Source organism: Desulfofundulus sp. TPOSR (assembly GCF_011393055.1).
Taxonomy (GTDB): domain Bacteria; phylum Bacillota; class Desulfotomaculia; order Desulfotomaculales; family Desulfovirgulaceae; genus Desulfofundulus; species Desulfofundulus kuznetsovii.
Window position 1 is genome coordinate 530,981 of sequence record NZ_JAAOEF010000001.1, and the last position, 15,565, is coordinate 546,545.

The window sequence follows — 15,565 nt, forward strand, 5'->3', positions numbered from 1 at the left end:
ACGATATTACGGTAAAAGCCCTTTGTAGGCCATTCTAGAAAGCCGTCTAAAAAACTGAATCCGGGAAGCCTTGATTTTACTGGCTTCCCGGATTGGTATAAAATGGCACAAATCTGACGGGTATTATCATATAGGCTTGGTTCACAATTTGAAATGTACATGCCCGGAAGCCTTGATTTACAAGGCTTCCAGAAGCCGGCCTCCGGTCGTTTTCGTCTAAGTGATTACGCACCGGGGCACCCTGTCACCCGGCATTTTGCCCGCCACTTTTTCATGTACAGGGCGCGGGTGTCGCGGTAGCCGTTTTTCCGGCATTTCTCGCACCAGACCTGGCGGTTGCTCGACGGGTCGAGCTTCCTGCCGCAGTACAGGCACCGCTTTTCTTTCTTCTGCCGGTCGTTCTTTTTACCGGCTTTCTTTTTCCGCTCCAGCTGCTTCCGCTTCCGCTCCCGCGCCCGCGCCCTCTCCACTTCCGGGTCGGAACGGCAATCGTCGCAATACTTCTGGCTGTTCTTACGCGGCTTAAATTCTTTCCCGCACCAGCGGCAGGTAACCAGCTTCACCCGGCACTCACCCTTTCCTGCCCTCTTTCTGTAAGGGTTTTTAAGAGGGGGTTTTTGATGATAGGTATTTCTATATAGGCTTGGTTCACAATTTGAAATGTACATGCCCGGAAGCCTTGATTTGCAAGGCTTCCAGAAACCGGCCTCCGGTCGTTTTCGTCTAAATGATTACGCGGGGGTATACTTTTTCACCACTTCCCGCACCGCCTCCCTGTCTCCCACAAACTGCTTCGCGAACAGCACCCCATCGGGCCGCCGGTACTCGGCCATCGGCTTCAGCCCGGCTTCCAGGGCGGCCTGCCACACCCGGCCGTCCTCGGAGTACAGGACGGCCTTATCGCCGTAAGCCCACGTCTCGACCACTGCACGCCACCTCCTTTCGCGCCGGAACCGGCCCTTAAAAAGCAAAAACGCCCGGCCAGGGCTTTATCCCCTAACCGGGCGCCTTAATTATTATTCAGTTGGCCGGATAAGCCGGTCTCAATCCTCTTCTCTTTCAGCGTTCCCATTCTTCCGCTCCCGGTACGCCGCAAGCTGCTCTTCGTAGCTCCTTGAGCTGTCAAAAAGCCAATCTTCCGGCTCCGGCGGCGTCTCCGCTTCGGGAAGCTCCGGGGCCTCCACGCTGATTTCGTTCACCGCCTTCTCTACGGCTTGCCGTAACTCTTCCAGCTCCAGGGAATACTCGTATAAATCATCTTCCATCCGGCACTTCAGGTCGTAAAGTTTGTCCTGGTAGTACCTTGCCACAATTTCTACTTTTTCCCTCAACTCGTCCAGTTTGCCCCGGTACGGCAAGACGTTTTTCTTCCATGCCTCTTCCAAACGCCGCTCAAACTCTCTCTTCGCCTCCTGGACTTTCCGGGCCAGTTTTTCGTCCCTGAACCGCCTGATGTTCTCAGCCACTATCCGCGCCAGTTCACCGGGGTAAAGGGCCTCCAGCGCGTCCAGCTCCACAGCGCCTTCACCGTAGCGTTCCTCGAAATGCGCTTTCCGCCGGTCGGAGTCCTTGACCGGGATCCGGGGCAGGCGGTGCTTTTCCACCTGCTCCCTGGTCAGGACGATGGGGTTGAGCTTCACGTCCAGGCCCGGCGCGTACTGGTTCAGCCAGTATTCGATCTGCCTGGCCACGGCCACCGGCATCCCGTCCCCCGCCGGGTCGAAGTCGGACACGTAGAAAATCCTGGTCGGCTTCCTCGACCCGGCAACCCGCCGGATCAGGGCGATGACGCTGGTAATGCTCATGAAGCCCAGGCCGGTCACCAGGTTGACGCCGTAACCCCGGCAAATTGGGATGAGCACGTCGTCCATCGTGCTTTTTTCCACCCAAACCTCCAGGTGGTACGGCTGCATGGATTCACTGTACTCAAACCCGGTAATTTCAAACCAGGGCAGCGACCAGTCCAGGTCCCCGGAAAGGTCGGCCCGGATCTCAGGCATGAACCACCAGCATCCGGTAGAGCGCCAGCCGGGGCGCTCAGGGTAATCGGCAGGCCGGAAGATGTGCGGCTCCGGGTTCCTCCGGTCAACGAAGGCTTCCGGGTCCACCAGGCCCAGGTAGCGGGCCTGTTTACCCGCCTCGCATAAGTCTTTCCAGTTGTTTTCGGTGTTCTCGTAGGGCCTGCCGTCCCACCTTAAAGGGTCCGGCTGGCTCACAAGCTGGTAGTGCACCCGGCGCAGGTGAATGCCGGTCTTGCCTTCGTAACCGAAACTGCGCCACAGGCTGGCGAACCACTCCGCTTTCTGCCTGCTCCCCTCACTTCCCGCGTAGTAAGGGTCGTTCTTGGGGGCCAGGGCCAGCAGGTCCCTTACCGGGCAGTTCCTATCCCTGGCCAGGGCTTTAATTTTTTCGTAGCCGGTCATTCGAGCATCCCTCCCTGAAAAATTAAAAAGGCCGGAAGTTTTTTCTTCCGGCCCAACTCTCCTTTTCTAGTTAATGAAACTGTCTGGCTGAGTATATGCCGCCAGCAGCGCGACCGTACCAGCAATCATGTCGTACAGCTCACCCAAAAAGCCCGGGTCAACGCGCCCCGTAACCTTCAAGTAGGCGGCCACAGCGATAATATCCGACAGGACCAGCAGAAATTCGTCCATGTCGTCCGCGTCCAGGGCCTTCTGTCCGATCTCTACCAGCCCCATCACCAGCAGCCTCGCTACCTGCTCGCTGGTCAGGTCCTCCTGCTCGATCATAGGGATTAAGTCTCGAATGAAATACTCTTCCGCAGGTGTTACTTCCCTGGTCTCCGCATACTGGCACGCGACATGGATCATGCTGATAGCGGCCACGTTTCGCTCAGACATCCCCCTGGACATTTCACCAGTTAAAAACTCATTTACCTGCATTCTTCATTCCTCCCTGGATTTTAATTTTACAGGCCGGAAGTTTTTCTACCGGCCTAACTCTCCTTTGTTTCAGCTTTCGCCCGCTCCCGGAGTAGCCTGTAAAACAGATCCGGGGCGTAGTGAGCGATCACCATCATGGCCCCGTCCCACACCCCACGGCAGTACGGGTCGTCCCGGTAGTGGGGCAGGCGGGACATGAGTTCAGCGATAATCTCTTCCAGGTCTCTCCCCATCCGCTACGTCACCTCCCAAAAAAGAAAGGCCGGGGTTTTCGTAAACTCCCGGCATCTCTTCGCAGAGAGATAAGGCCGGGTAAAAATACCCGGCCAGTGGTCTCCCTCTGGTCTTTGGTTTATGTTATGCCCCGCCGCCCTGCTCCCGGCGTATGGCTTCCGCAATCCACGACCGGATCAGGGTCTGGTAGGGGATGTCCTTCCTCCTGGCTATCTCTTTTACCGCCTCTATCTGGGACACCCGCAGACGCAGGGTCACCTGTTTGGTCCGTGCCCGCTCGCGGATTTTTGCGGCCAGTTCGGGGTCAAGCTCCATTTCAACGGGTTCATCGCTTTCAATGTAGTCCAGGGAATTGTGTGTATCCCAGAATTCAGCCTCTTCTTTTTCGCTTTTAAACTCCGGAAGGGTTTTCGCCATTGTTAATTTCGCCTCCTTTGCAGGTAGTATCGGCGCTCCCACCTGTTCATGTCCCTCGCAGTGACAACGCGGATAACACCGCCGGGCTTGATTTGGAAAATCACCGTCAGGTAACGGCCTCCCTCCGTCTGTCCGTAGGCGGCGAACCTTCCACCCCGGACCCTGCGGACCACCGGGCGGTCGGAAAAGACTCCTTCAACCTCTTCAGGGGTAAGCCCGTGTCTTTCTTCAATGTGCCCGGCATTCCACTTGTCCCACTCAAACCGGCTTATTTTCACCGACAACACCCATTTCCATTTTAAGTCCGCATATTGCTATTGTCAATACAATAGCCCTAATTAATGAAAGGGCCGGGGTATAAGTTCTCCCGGCCCAGACCTCAAGCATACTTCCTTGCCGCCCGGCAGAGCATGTCGGCCTGCCGGTTTCTTTCTCTCGGCACCCACTGAAACCAAACGCTGCCGATCAGTTTTACCAGCGCCGCCACCCGCCGGATAAACCGGGCATATTTCCCGCCCGGTCGGGCACCAGCGCGGACCATCCTGACCAGCGCCATGCAGTCGGTAAAGACCACCACGTGCTGGTACCCCTTCTTGACTGCCCACCTCAAGGCCCTTATGACCGCCTGAAACTCCGCTTCCAGGGAATCGGCGGCCTTTACCCGGCCCTTCCACCGGCGGGTAATCTGGCCGTCAACCCTGGCTTCGTAGCCCCCATAGGCGGTACCGTTCCAGGGCAGGTGGGAACCGTCGCAGTGGATCTCGACGTGTTTCATGTATACGGGCACGGGCCACACGGCCCGCACCCTTCCTCCTTTCGGGAATTGGGTTTGGGCCGTAATGGCCTGACTATTACGCCGCCTTCACTTTCCAGTCGGGGTTTTACCCCCTGACCGGGCCATCTCGATTAGCCTTTTATCCTCATATACTTGTCGTAACACGCTTTTATCTCTCGGTCACTCAGACCGAGCTTGTGCCACTCACGGGCTGTTTTCCGTGAGCGGCAAACCTCGTAGCCCTGGCTACCCTTCCATAATATCAGGCAGCCATGGCCTAACCCGGCACGGTAGCCGTTCGGAAACTCGACAACCATCGGCCTACCGTTGGCTGCAGCGGAAACTACGTTGTAGTGTATCACGCCGCTTCCCTCCCTTCTCCTTCTTCCGCCGCGCCCAGGATAACGTCCAGCACCTTTTCCACGTCGGCCAGGACGCCCATTACGGCCTTCAGGGCCTTCCGCTCGTCCTGACCGGCGTAGTGCCGGATGTATTCCCACCCGTGCCAGATGTAGCCGGAAAAGCCGTACATCTCGCACAGGGCGGCGGCCACTACTTCGGCCACAATTTCCTGGTCCGCGTGCTGGCCCGGCTTTAACCCGCCCGGCTTCACCTGGTGGTGGACGGCGTGGGCCAGCTCGTGGAAGAAGGTATGCGCGTCGTGGGTACTCAGGACTATCTCACCCCTGGCGGGGTCGAAATAGCCGTAATACCTGCCCACGAAGGGCCGGTATTTCACGTCACCCACAAATTTCCGGGCCACGTCGAACAGGGGCGGCGGTTCCGGGGGAGTATAGTCCGCTTCCGGCAGGGGTTTACCTTCGGTATCTTCGTACCGAAAGACCGGGACGCACCGGAAGCCGGTGATGACCGTGCGCTCCCGCTCCACTTCCCGGACCTCGCCGGTCTCCGTGTCCACCTCCCGCTCCCTGACCGTTTTCTTCCTGGTGCAGGGCGCCAGGATGTAGAATGCCTTGGCGCCCTTCCTGACATGCCTGCCTACCTCTTCCCACTGCCTGAACCCCCTGGCATCCTCCGTCCCGGCCAGGTACATAAGCAGTCGGTTGCCCAGGCTCCACCTGTCGGACGGCCTCTCGTACCCGGCCTTCGCCCGGATGACGGTCCGGGCTACGGCGGCGGGCAGGTCTCCGGTGCGGAACATCTCCAAAAGGCGGTTCAGAGCTTCTTGCACTTTCTCGGTAATCGTCATGGACTGCGGGGCGGACCGTCCCGGCCCGCCCCATTTCCTCCTTTCCGTGGAAATGGTTTGGGCCGGTCGGCCCTGGTTAAATTAACCCCCGTCCTTTCAGCGAAACAAACTCCCCGTCCCTGCCGACCACGATGTGATCAAGCAGCTCAACCCCGAGCACATTCCCCGCTTCGACCAGTCTCTTCGTTGCGGCTACATCTTCCGGTGAAGGGGCAGGATCACCGCTCGGGTGGTTGTGGACCAGGATCACCGCCGCCGCGTTGCAGAGCAGGGCGGCCTTAAACACTTCCCGCGGGTGCAGCGGTGACGAATTTAAAGTGCCCACGCTGACCACGTGGATCGCGTTGGGTTCGTTCTTGTTGTTCAGGTATACCGCCAGGCACTTCTCCCGGTCGGCGTCCTCCAGAAACCTCCCGGTAAGGTCAATAACGTCCTCCGGGCTTTTTATTCTCCGTGCGGAGTACATCACGTTTGATTCCCTGATCATCTTTAAGCTCACTATTTGTACTCTCTTTGCGGGCATACTTATGGGGCGGACCCATCCGGCCCGCCCCATTCCCTCCTTTCCGTGGGAATTTTGGCGGGCCGGGTAGCCCGGTCAGGCTCCTGATTTAACTTTCTGCTCCCGCACATTGAGGGCATAAGAAGCCGCACAGGTTGCCGTCCCGGTCGTAATCACCGTGGACCAGACAACCCCCGAAACGGTCTGATCTGGCCCATTCCCTGGCCGGGCGCAGGCAGGCTTCGCAGTAGCCCCCTTTAAGAAGCCGCTGCGCGTCATCGCCCTGCAGGTACTCGGTTTTAGCCATTTCCCCTTCCCCCTTCTACTTTCACTGGGATGACTTCCTCATCCCGGCAAAAGTGCACCAGGTGGTCGGTCTCCACTGCTCTTGCGTTCCATACGGCAATGGTGCCGCACGTGGAGCAGGGACCGAGTTCCGGCCACGGCTGGGGGTCCGGGACTTTATAAAACAGGTGTTCCTTGTGCCACGGAGTGCGGAACAGCACCCCCGGCTTGATCCTCTCAAATTTCATTCTTTCCGGGACGGGCCTTCATCCGGCCCGCCCCATTCCTCCTTTCTTGAGAATGGTTTGGGCCGGAAAAGACCCGATATTAATTTTCACGCACCCACTCGCGCTGGCGGATTACCTTCACTTGCCCGTCCAGGCTTCTTATGACGCGGTAATCGCCGTGGCCGTACACCAAAACGTATGGGGATTTTGTGTACCCATACGCCTTCAGGACGGCCTCTTCTGCCGTAGGTGCTTCTATTAGCATTTTTTCATAGCTATCCGTGTAACAGCTTATTTCGTACATAGTTCCAGGGCGGGACTCCCGGCAGCCCGCCCCAATCACCCCCTCGAAAAGATTTTTGGGTGAAGGCGGGCCGGGCCGCCGGAAGTCCTATGCTCCCTGGACCAATTTCCACTCTCTCTCCCGCAAAGTCGAACGGCGCAGTTTAAACCTCATACCGCCGCTTTCAAAGACCAACCGGCGCGGGTCAATCACGCGGAAAGTCCTTTCCTGCCGCCCACTCCTGAAAGTGATAGGCTCAGTAAATTCGATTACCGCGCCCTTTACCAGCCTGGGGCGGGCCTTGCGGGTACGTATGTTCTCCCAGCACTTCTCCCGCCACCGGAGGGCGCTTTCATTGTCCGTGGGCGTCAGCAGCTTTAAAATGCGCTCCGGGCAGTCGTAGTAGTACGGGTGCATGTTTTCGGTCATGTCCTTGTAGCCGAAGTTGCAGCCGTCCGGGGCGTTCGGGACGAACCTGAGAAGGCACACAATAGCGGTCACTTCCCGTTTTCCCGTGCCGTCTCCCATTTCGTAGGCAATATAGGCGGTGCTCAAGTTGACCACGGCGCAGTCGATGACCCTACCATACCTGCCGTCATCCCGCCGGTAGTCAAACTCCTTTTTGAAAAACTCCTTAATGCTTTCCCCGTGGTATTTCTGCGTAAATGTCCATCCCATAACCTCAAGGGCAGGCCCCCGGCGGCCCGCCCCTCTCACCTCCCTGATTGAAGTGAGTTTGAGGCGGGCCGGGCCGCCTGGGAAACTACTGCAACAGTCCGCTCTTACCGACTTTCACGCCACGGGCTATGAGCTCCGTGGTGATATAAACCAGTATCTTTCGGGCCTCCTCTGCCGAATATAGCAGCCTCATTCGCTCCTGGCCGGTAGCCAGGTCGGCGTCCCATTTAAGCTCATCAGCTACCTCGCCAACAAGGTAGTAAAACTCCCACAGCTTCCGCGTAGGCCATTTCCTGAAGAACCTTACCGGCTTGTACGGTAACGCGATATAGAATTCTCCAGCCGCTATGTTCCTGCCTATCGGAGATATTCTGTCTCCTTTCAGGCTTCCCACCGGTTTCATGCGCCAGGGGACGGCCCGGCCCGTCCCCTTCGCACCTCCTTTCGGAAGGTTGAAGGCGGGCCGGGCCGCCTGAAACCTATCTTATCCGCCGGTCATCCGGCAGTCCGGTATTACTAGTTTGGACAGGGGAAACTGAAAGGGCAATCAACCCTTTCTCACCCTGCCGGTACCTGATCTTTACCATCTTGCCCACAGTCAAAGCCTGGCCTGCGCCGTTTTTGGCGTAGACGGCGTGTTTGGTGCCGTCTATGGCCTGGCAGTAGGCCCGGACCACGCCGGGGGACTTGCCGGACCGGACTTCCAGCACCGTGAAGGTGCCGGTCTCGGTGCCGTCGTTGGCCTGGGCATTTTGGGCCGGTTGGCTGTCGGCCTGGCCCTGCTTGGCCGGTGGCACCTGCTTCTCGCCCAGCGCCTCCGCTATGGCCGCTTCCAGCTCAACGGTGTCCTTCCCGGCCTGTACCATCGCGGCCAGCAGATTCGCCAGCGCGACGGCACCGGCGTGGCGGGCCTTTAACGCCTCCAGCTTCGCTTCGCTGGCGGCGTACTCGGCCCGCGCCTGGTTGAGCTCCTGGTGGAGCTTCACCAGCTCGGGGGAGCTGGTACGCTGGTTCGGGGGGATGGCCGCCTCCAGGGCCTTGATCCGGGCGTCTAGGTCGTAGATTTTGCACCTGGACGCATAGGCACGGTGGGCGGCGGTCTCTATCTCGGCGGTGTTAATCAACACTCCCATAAGTTTTTGCATAGGGGTTCTCCTTTCCGATATTGGAATTTTAAGGCCGCCAGGTGGTTTAACCACCAGCGGCGGCCTTAATTATACACACATGACTCTCTTCCTTTGTCCCTCTTAATTTCTTGCGGCGGTTTTGCGTTCTACTTTTCGCGCCTGACCCAGTACATTATTTCGGGCGATGCTGCCGGATCTGCGTGTTCTAAAAGAAGAGAAAGGATTTTGATAATCTGATCTCCAGCCCACCCGGGGTAGGTATACAACTGCCACATTTCTCTTCCCAATCTCGTGTTATACAGCGGCGAACAATAAAGAGCATGTTTCCACTTACCTAACAAGGCTTCCACCTGGTCGGTAATGGAACGATAAACCGCTGCCGCTTCTTTCACATCATGTACCATCTTCTCCAAATCACTCCGGCTGAAGCCCGTTTTTAAGTCATTTTGCCCGAAGGCGCACGTCGAGCACAGGGTTGAGGATGACCCCTCCAGGTCAACCTCACGATGCAGCTCCGCCGCCTGGCACACTTGGCAGATAGGATGATTTCCCGCATGCTTGATCACTTTGTCCCACATTTTAAAATCCCCCTTTTTTGTTTTTTCAGGCCATTAAATAGCCCTTCTCACAATTTGATTCCCCCGGCCTGGACCCCGCCGCCGGACGGTGCCCCTCTCTTACCCGGTGTCGCCCGGTCGGACGGGGGTGCTGCTCCGCGGCCCGGCGGTGCCCCGTCAATGCGGTGTCGCCGGGCGGTGCGATCAGTGGCGCGTTTAATACGGCCGGGTTATTTCGTCAAAGTCCAGCCCGAATTTCCGGGTCAGGACTTTTCTCGCCCATTTACCCACCATCAGGAAAAGCCCTGCCAGCAGGTATGCCGCCGCTACCGCCGCAAAAAATACCGCCAGCGCAGGTATTCCCGCCAGGATAAACGCGACCACAAGCCACCCTGGTTCTGCCTTTTTGCCGGCCAGCCCCAGGGAAGCCCGCGTAATTCTTTTTACTACGCGCGGGTACTGCACGCGGTTAAGGCGCAACAGCGCCTTTTCAGCCAGCAGGCCCGCGACGACCAACAGCGACAGGGTTACCAGTGCCAGCGTGACGGCAACCGCCGCTACAGCGGCACCCACCTCCCTGGCAGTAGGGATGACCTGCTTTTCTAAAAGCCGCCGCGCCCTGTAACGGAAGGGGGCGCGACGTTCACTGACGTAATACCCGCGCTTGTAATCCCAAATAAGATTTAAAACTGCTCCCATCGGCACCGGGGCACGCCTTTCCGGCCAGGCGACCCCTTCAACCACCCCTTTCTAAGAGTGATTTTTCTGGGGCCGCCGCCCCTGGTCTATGTAAACGCAAAGACGGCCAGCCAACGTGAGCTGCCGGAATCTCCATGCGTTAGGAGAAACTCACGCGGCTGGCCGTCCTGCACTTGTTTTATATACCGGCGAAAACCGCCGGTAAAGTGTCAGCTCGCTCCGGCGCGTCTCCTGACCAGCACCCAGGCACCAGTGCGTGCAACCCAGGCCGCCAGGATAAGCGCCACAGTCCCGATAAACATGCCGCCCGGCGCGGGCACCCCCACGCATACCCGCGCCCTATCCCTCCCCTCGGGAAGAATAAAAGGCGCGGGTGTGGGGACGCCCGCTGTATATCTAGCCTAACGGCTGTATACCTGCCGGGAAAACAAAAACGCCCCTGTTGTGCAAGGACGTCTCGTCTCACATGGTTAAGATTTCAGGCTTGCGCCTGACTCCGCCTCTTCGCTGGGCGCTGCGGGCACGTCGCGCTGTCAAAGGACAACCACGTGCCTCTAGCCGGGAGACCGGCCAGACTGCGGTGCTAAGACCGCCCAAACGGCCTTCACCCGAAAGGGTGAAGTGTTCGCCTGAAGGCGAATGTTTAAAAACGGCCAGGAAAACCCTGTACTACCAGTATAGCACAGCGCCCCAAAAAGTCAACACCGTTTTTATGTACTCCGGCCCCCGCCGGGCCGGAAATCAGAAAAGGTACCGCTGCGCGACGGGGAGCAGTTTGCCCAGCCCGACCAGGACGCCCAGCAGCAGCCCTGCCAGCCGGAGCCGGAAGTTGTCATCTTCTTCCAGGCGGCACTGGTTTAAAAACGCAAAGCCGCCCAGCACGCTGCCCAGCACGAAAGCGTGCACCCGGTGCGCGTCCACTGCTGCCCAGGCCGCCAGAAGGCCGCAGCTCAGGGCCAGCGCCGCGACCACTGCCCCGCGTATCATGGCAGCCACGAAAACCAGCGGCCATATTACTGCATCAGCGCGTCTTTCAGCTTCAGTGTCCTTAGTCTTTCCAGCGTCGTCCACCACAGCTGTCCACCCCCCTTCGGCGTTTTACCGTTCACTGACACCACCACCGCCGGGCAGTCCGGCAGCACCCCCGGCCACCAGGCCATTTTATACACCTGCCCGCCGGGGAACTTTACATATCCCGCAGACACCCTGCACCCCGCCTCCTTCGCCCGGCAGGCCAGCCAGCCCAGGGCCAACCGGCCCATGTAGGTCTCCTTCACGGGTACCGGGCTGCTGGCCGGTACCCACAGGGGTTCCTGTCCCGGTAAAAAGCACCGCCGGACGTAGCCGGTCCCGCGAAGGATTTTCAAACATCCGGCTGCGTCCGGGAACACCAGCGCCAGGGCCTTCTCGGAGGCCCCGGCGCACTGCTCCAGGAAGTCCAGCACTGCCGCCGCCCGGCGGGAAGTGAGTATGCCGGGCGGCTTCGCCGGGTCAACGCTGACGTACGCCACCCGGACCACCGCCTTCTACCGGGCCAGCCTGCCCCTGATCCTCATGTGCAGTTTTTTGGCCGCCGGGTCAAAGACAGTGATCATGCAGGCCACTCTCTCACCCCTGCGCAAAACGCCCCGCAGGGGTGCGGGAGCTATGCCTACCAGGCCGGGCTTCACTTCCACGAACACCGTGCTGCCCTGCTGCGTCAGCACCGTACCGGCCACTACGTCCCCGCGCTTATAAGAACCGGCCCACGGGTCGGCCTCCAGGGCGGCTATGTCCAGCCGGATGGTGCCGGTCTGGGCGTCCACCTGCACCACTTTGGCCTTTACCGCCTGACCCGGCCTGAACAACTCGCTCAATTTGGCTGCGCGGTTTCTCGTGGCCTTAGCCCGCGGGACTTCTACCAGCACGCCGCCCCCGGCGTCCACCACCAGACGGGACGGCTTGCCGTTCACGGGGTCGGGCGGCAGGACGGCCTTCACAACCACATCCACCACCATGTCCGGCTTCAGGGCCGCGAACAGCTTTTCAGCGGCGTCCGCCACGGCTTCCCTCCGGGAGCAGGCGACAATGCCGTTCTCCCGGTCAAGGGCCTTAATTTTAACGTGCACGGTCTGACCGACATAGCGGAGCATTAACGATTGGTCGTCCAGGCCCGATTCGCTGGCCGGTACAATGCCTTTAACCCCGCCGCCCAGGTCCAGCTCCCAGACTGCGGTGTTCAGGGTTTCGGGAAAGGTCACCTTCTCCACCACGGCAGGGACGGTATAGCCCTGCTGCTTCGCAAAATGAAGATACTCCCAGCGATTGGCTTCCTGCGTGAATCCTTCAGGCTTGATAATGGTACTCATTGTTAATCTCACTCCCCTGTCTGTTTATTTTCAGGGCGGCAGGCCGCCAACAATATCACCCGCCTTCCCCGGCAGTTTCAGCCGCCCCTGAAAATAAAAAAACCGGCCTTTTCAGCCGGAATTTTAAACGAAAAGCAGCTTCATCCGCCGTCACCCGCCTTTTTGACCAGGCCATAGTCCGTCACGTGTATGGTCGTCCTGTAGCCGCCGGTAGTCCAGACAACGGCAAATTTCGGGTACACCTTCTCTATCACACCGGTAAAGGTTTTCGGGTACAGGCCGGTGTCCCGGTAGGAAACCTCCACCACAGAACCGGGTCTGATGAGGTGGCCCACTGCTGCCAACTCCTTTCTGCTGATTTTTAAAAAAGAGAAAGCCCGCACGGAAATTGTTCCGTACGGGCCTCACTGCTATATCCGCGTGGCCAGGAGCGCGAACTGCACCGGCACGAAGAGCCTGCCGTCCCTGACCTCGGCGGGCGCAGGCATGGGGATTTCGACGCCCCTCACCCACGCTTTAGCCTGGCCGACCCGGAAAACGGTCACCCGCTCCAGCGTCCTGCCCGGCTTGACCGGCACGTAAAACACGTCCAGTACGGGCGGTTCCACCTTCCGGGTGGTCACCATCACACTGCCGTCGGTACCCACCAGCAGGTCCGCACCGTTAGCTTCAGCCAGCCACCGGAGGGGCACCATGAAAACACCCCCGGTTGTGGTGTACGGCGCGGGGCCTTCGTAGGCGAAGGCAGGTACGGCAGCAGCCAGGACGATTAAGGCCAGCAGCAACACAAAAACAGCTTTACCGCGCATGGCGTATTCACCTCCTTCTCGAAAAGCTCTACAAAAAGAAAAAGCCCGGCTGTAAAAAGCCGGACTTAATAAAATTTCTCTTTGACCCACTTCCGGGCCATCTCCATACACTTTTCTTTTCTCTTCTCGGCTGAAGGTTCTTCGTAAGCAGTCTCAGGAAGCCGCCTGCCCACGTACTCATATCTCACCCCTTTCTCTTTATCTTTGACTACCCTGTACCAGTAAGGGCCTGCAAAGCTGCCGTCCTTCCGCTGGCGGAAACGCGCCTGGTACGTGCTGCTGTCGGTGTAAATTTCTTGAAACCGCTTCTGTACGGCGTAAAATTCTTCGTACCGCTGGTAGCCGGTCTCCGTTCTGCTGTATCCAGCTTCGTTCAACAGTTGTATAAAAGCCGCGTAAACCGCCGGGTTGTGGTCATTTTCTTTAAAAACATTCGAGAGCATTTCTTTAAACCTGGACACGTCACGCTTAAAGGCTGCCTTCGCTCCTTTAGTATATAACCTTAAAGCCTCTCTACGTTTTTTGCGTTCTTCTCGTTGTTTCTTCCATTCATCCCATTCTTCATTTTGCTGCCTTTCTTGTTCACCCCTGCGGGATTCTTCATACCGCCTGCGCAGGTGCTCCCATATATCCGCCCCAAAACCGGAAAAGCCGGATGATGTGCCGGAGAAGAAGTTGGGACCGGTCCACCCATTTTTTATCGCATCCATTACCACGTCCCTGGCCTGGTTGAGCCGCACCATTTCTTCCATACTCCCCCCGGCGTCCGGGTGGCACTCCTTCGCCCTGCGCCGGTAGGCTGCTGCAACCGCCTCAGCGGTATATTCGCCGTCGAGCCGGAGAATTTCTAACGCTTCTGCCAGCGTCATTACTGCCGCCCCCATTCATGTGCAACTTATACATTCTGGTTGCATACATGATTATATCATAAGGAGGCGGTTGTGTGTAAATATTTTAAGGGAGTTGCACATAGACTTTACGGGGCGTGTGCAACCCCCTTACAAAAAATTGCACAAAATACCCTGTAAAAAGTCACCTGCCCGCGACCAGCCTGGACACGTAATCCCACCCCGCCGTGATGTACCCGGCAGCCTGGTTGAGCAGGTGAATATGGCCGCCGGTGAGATAATTCGCCCCAAGAATCGTCACGGTCACGAAACAGAGAATACCCGCCGCCCACAGCAGGCTCTCCACCGTCCACCAGATAAGCGCGTAGGTACGCCAGAGCGCCCTGCACACCCGTTTCAGACCGGCGGCCACGTCCCGCATGTCCACGGCTGGTTTTGCGCGGGTGGGTCCGCCTTCCGCAGCCGTCCGGTCCGTTTTGATTGCTTCCTGTGTATTTGTTTTCATGCTCCCCCTCCTTTACCTGGGCTTTCAGGCCCGACAGGATTATGCCGGGCCTGCGGAATCAACGGTGACAGACTTTTCTCTGGACAGGTTCCGGTACTTCCGCACCTGCACCGTGACCGTCCCGGCAAACCCCGGCGGGAGTTCAACCTGCCTGGTCTCACCTTTCGACAGGGTTATTTCGGCCAATGTACCGGTACCTGCCCGTAGCTGTGCCGTTACCTGTTTCGGCCCCCGCTTCGGTTCGTAGGTGACCGCCACGGTGCCGGGCGCAGTCTCCTGAAGCGACAGCGATACGTATACAGCCCTGAAAGGCGGCAGCAGCGGCAACCACTTCTTCCGGGTCAGCCAGGCCGCGCCTGCAAGGAGCGCACCGAGTGCTGAAGCAGCAGGCAGGCTGCTGTGGCCGGGTTTGGTCGGCTGTTCCGGCTGTTTGGGCGGTTTGGGCGGCGGTTCCGGTGTTTTCTTTACTTTGTCCAGCCAGGCTTGCACGCTGGCCGGGCAGAAGGGGAAACCGAAGGCAGGACCACGGACAGTGCCGGAAGTAACTTCAGGCATTTGATAGGACAGGTGCATTGTGCCGTCAAGAAGCCCGCCGTCGGCAGCTCGGTATCCCCAAATGTCGCGGTGCCGGTAATAGTCATCCTGAAGCTGTTCTGTCGCTTTTTTATTCAGCACGATATTTCCCGTAGCCGACAGACTGTACGGCAAAGTGTAGCTTATTCTGAAATCAGGAAGTTTTATAACCGGCTTCCCTGAAACGGCGCTGTCGACGTGTATCACCTCTTTTCTGCCGCCGATGTCGACGACGACATCGCCGGTCCCGGAAAGCGCGGCCACCATTAAGCTGAAACTGTAATCTCTGCCGCTGCTTTTCAGATTGTACGTGCCGGATTCCGTGACCGGGGTGAACACCGCCGTTTCCAGATCGGACCTGACCATTTGGCCGTAAACTTTCACCCCCGGCGGGATGTGAAGGGTGATGTGGTCGCTGCGCCAGTAATCGTAGGCGTATAAAATACCGTCTTTGTATAAAACCGTGCTTTGAAAGTCCAACCTATCCGACGAACCGGCAAATGCCGCCAAGGGTACAACTACCGCCAGTAACGCCGCGATAATCGATACTGCCAGCTTTTTCATGATAATCCCCTCCTTGTTTGA

The 15,565-nt window shown here is 58.3% G+C and carries 25 protein-coding genes; all 25 read right to left on the minus strand.

The genetic code is table 11. The features are described from left to right. Positions 1-224: 224 nt before the first annotated feature. A complete protein-coding gene (locus tag G7K71_RS02695) occupies positions 225-563 on the minus strand; it encodes a hypothetical protein (RefSeq protein ID WP_166343272.1) in 339 nt (112 codons plus the stop codon). Between the two features lie 168 nt (positions 564-731). Continuing rightward, entirely contained in the window at positions 732-926 is a 195-nt protein-coding gene (locus G7K71_RS02700; RefSeq protein ID WP_166343274.1) for a hypothetical protein, read from the minus strand. Positions 927-1,043: 117 nt separating this feature from the next. Further along, positions 1,044-2,423 (minus strand): hypothetical protein, encoded by a 1,380-nt coding sequence (locus tag G7K71_RS02705; RefSeq protein ID WP_166343276.1) that lies wholly within the window; start codon positions 2,421-2,423, stop codon positions 1,044-1,046. A 66-nt stretch (positions 2,424-2,489) separates the two neighbouring features. Beyond that, complete coding sequence (locus G7K71_RS02710; protein ID WP_166343278.1) at positions 2,490-2,903, minus strand: hypothetical protein; 414 nt, start codon at positions 2,901-2,903, stop codon at positions 2,490-2,492. A 53-nt stretch (positions 2,904-2,956) separates the two neighbouring features. Next, a complete protein-coding gene (locus G7K71_RS02715) occupies positions 2,957-3,136 on the minus strand; it encodes a hypothetical protein (RefSeq protein ID WP_166343280.1) in 180 nt (59 codons plus the stop codon). Between the two features lie 124 nt (positions 3,137-3,260). After that, positions 3,261-3,554: a CopG family antitoxin gene (locus G7K71_RS02720; RefSeq protein WP_166343282.1), complete on the minus strand. Its 294-nt coding sequence runs from the start codon at positions 3,552-3,554 to the stop codon at positions 3,261-3,263. A 2-nt stretch (positions 3,555-3,556) separates the two neighbouring features. Then, positions 3,557-3,832 (minus strand): BrnT family toxin, encoded by a 276-nt coding sequence (locus tag G7K71_RS02725; protein WP_313884870.1) that lies wholly within the window; start codon positions 3,830-3,832, stop codon positions 3,557-3,559. Positions 3,833-3,933: 101 nt separating this feature from the next. Then, positions 3,934-4,359 (minus strand): reverse transcriptase-like protein, encoded by a 426-nt coding sequence (locus G7K71_RS02730; RefSeq protein ID WP_166343286.1) that lies wholly within the window; start codon positions 4,357-4,359, stop codon positions 3,934-3,936. Between the two features lie 328 nt (positions 4,360-4,687). Next, the gene (locus G7K71_RS02735; protein WP_166343288.1) at positions 4,688-5,539 is read right to left on the minus strand and encodes an ArdC-like ssDNA-binding domain-containing protein; all 852 of its coding nucleotides are present in this window, start codon (positions 5,537-5,539) and stop codon (positions 4,688-4,690) included. A gap of 76 nt (positions 5,540-5,615) precedes the next feature. Further along, positions 5,616-6,038: a JAB domain-containing protein gene (locus G7K71_RS02740; RefSeq protein ID WP_313884871.1), complete on the minus strand. Its 423-nt coding sequence runs from the start codon at positions 6,036-6,038 to the stop codon at positions 5,616-5,618. A 112-nt stretch (positions 6,039-6,150) separates the two neighbouring features. Continuing rightward, entirely contained in the window at positions 6,151-6,348 is a 198-nt protein-coding gene (locus G7K71_RS02745; RefSeq protein ID WP_166343292.1) for a hypothetical protein, read from the minus strand. Next, positions 6,341-6,574: a hypothetical protein gene (locus G7K71_RS02750; protein WP_166343294.1), complete on the minus strand. Its 234-nt coding sequence runs from the start codon at positions 6,572-6,574 to the stop codon at positions 6,341-6,343. Before G7K71_RS02750 ends, G7K71_RS02745 begins: the two co-directional genes overlap by 8 nt. A 370-nt stretch (positions 6,575-6,944) precedes the next feature. Continuing rightward, entirely contained in the window at positions 6,945-7,514 is a 570-nt protein-coding gene (locus tag G7K71_RS02755; protein ID WP_166343296.1) for a DUF6927 domain-containing protein, read from the minus strand. Positions 7,515-7,599: 85 nt separating this feature from the next. Beyond that, entirely contained in the window at positions 7,600-7,917 is a 318-nt protein-coding gene (locus tag G7K71_RS02760) for a hypothetical protein (protein WP_166343298.1), read from the minus strand. Between the two features lie 76 nt (positions 7,918-7,993). Then, positions 7,994-8,659, minus strand: a complete 666-nt coding sequence (locus G7K71_RS02765) for a hypothetical protein (protein WP_166343300.1) — start codon at positions 8,657-8,659, stop codon at positions 7,994-7,996. 128 nt (positions 8,660-8,787) lie between these two features. Beyond that, a complete protein-coding gene (locus G7K71_RS02770) occupies positions 8,788-9,219 on the minus strand; it encodes a hypothetical protein (RefSeq protein ID WP_166343302.1) in 432 nt (143 codons plus the stop codon). A gap of 195 nt (positions 9,220-9,414) precedes the next feature. Beyond that, entirely contained in the window at positions 9,415-9,897 is a 483-nt protein-coding gene (locus G7K71_RS02775; protein ID WP_166343304.1) for a hypothetical protein, read from the minus strand. A gap of 741 nt (positions 9,898-10,638) precedes the next feature. Beyond that, positions 10,639-10,971 (minus strand): hypothetical protein, encoded by a 333-nt coding sequence (locus G7K71_RS02780; RefSeq protein ID WP_166343306.1) that lies wholly within the window; start codon positions 10,969-10,971, stop codon positions 10,639-10,641. Continuing rightward, positions 10,911-11,408: a hypothetical protein gene (locus tag G7K71_RS02785; RefSeq protein WP_166343308.1), complete on the minus strand. Its 498-nt coding sequence runs from the start codon at positions 11,406-11,408 to the stop codon at positions 10,911-10,913. Before G7K71_RS02785 ends, G7K71_RS02780 begins: the two co-directional genes overlap by 61 nt. Before the next feature lie 15 nt (positions 11,409-11,423). Then, positions 11,424-12,245 carry a hypothetical protein gene (locus tag G7K71_RS02790; protein WP_166343309.1) on the minus strand — a complete coding sequence of 274 codons (822 nt, stop codon included), beginning with the start codon at positions 12,243-12,245 and terminating at the stop codon, positions 11,424-11,426. A 140-nt stretch (positions 12,246-12,385) separates the two neighbouring features. Beyond that, entirely contained in the window at positions 12,386-12,580 is a 195-nt protein-coding gene (locus G7K71_RS02795) for a hypothetical protein (protein ID WP_166343311.1), read from the minus strand. 75 nt (positions 12,581-12,655) lie between these two features. Beyond that, the gene (locus G7K71_RS02800) at positions 12,656-13,054 is read right to left on the minus strand and encodes a copper amine oxidase N-terminal domain-containing protein (protein ID WP_166343313.1); all 399 of its coding nucleotides are present in this window, start codon (positions 13,052-13,054) and stop codon (positions 12,656-12,658) included. A gap of 65 nt (positions 13,055-13,119) precedes the next feature. Continuing rightward, entirely contained in the window at positions 13,120-13,923 is an 804-nt protein-coding gene (locus tag G7K71_RS02805; RefSeq protein WP_166343315.1) for a hypothetical protein, read from the minus strand. Positions 13,924-14,086: 163 nt separating this feature from the next. After that, complete coding sequence (locus G7K71_RS02810; protein WP_166343317.1) at positions 14,087-14,407, minus strand: hypothetical protein; 321 nt, start codon at positions 14,405-14,407, stop codon at positions 14,087-14,089. Between the two features lie 39 nt (positions 14,408-14,446). After that, positions 14,447-15,544 carry a hypothetical protein gene (locus G7K71_RS02815; RefSeq protein ID WP_166343319.1) on the minus strand — a complete coding sequence of 366 codons (1,098 nt, stop codon included), beginning with the start codon at positions 15,542-15,544 and terminating at the stop codon, positions 14,447-14,449. Between the last annotated feature and the right edge of the window lie 21 nt (positions 15,545-15,565).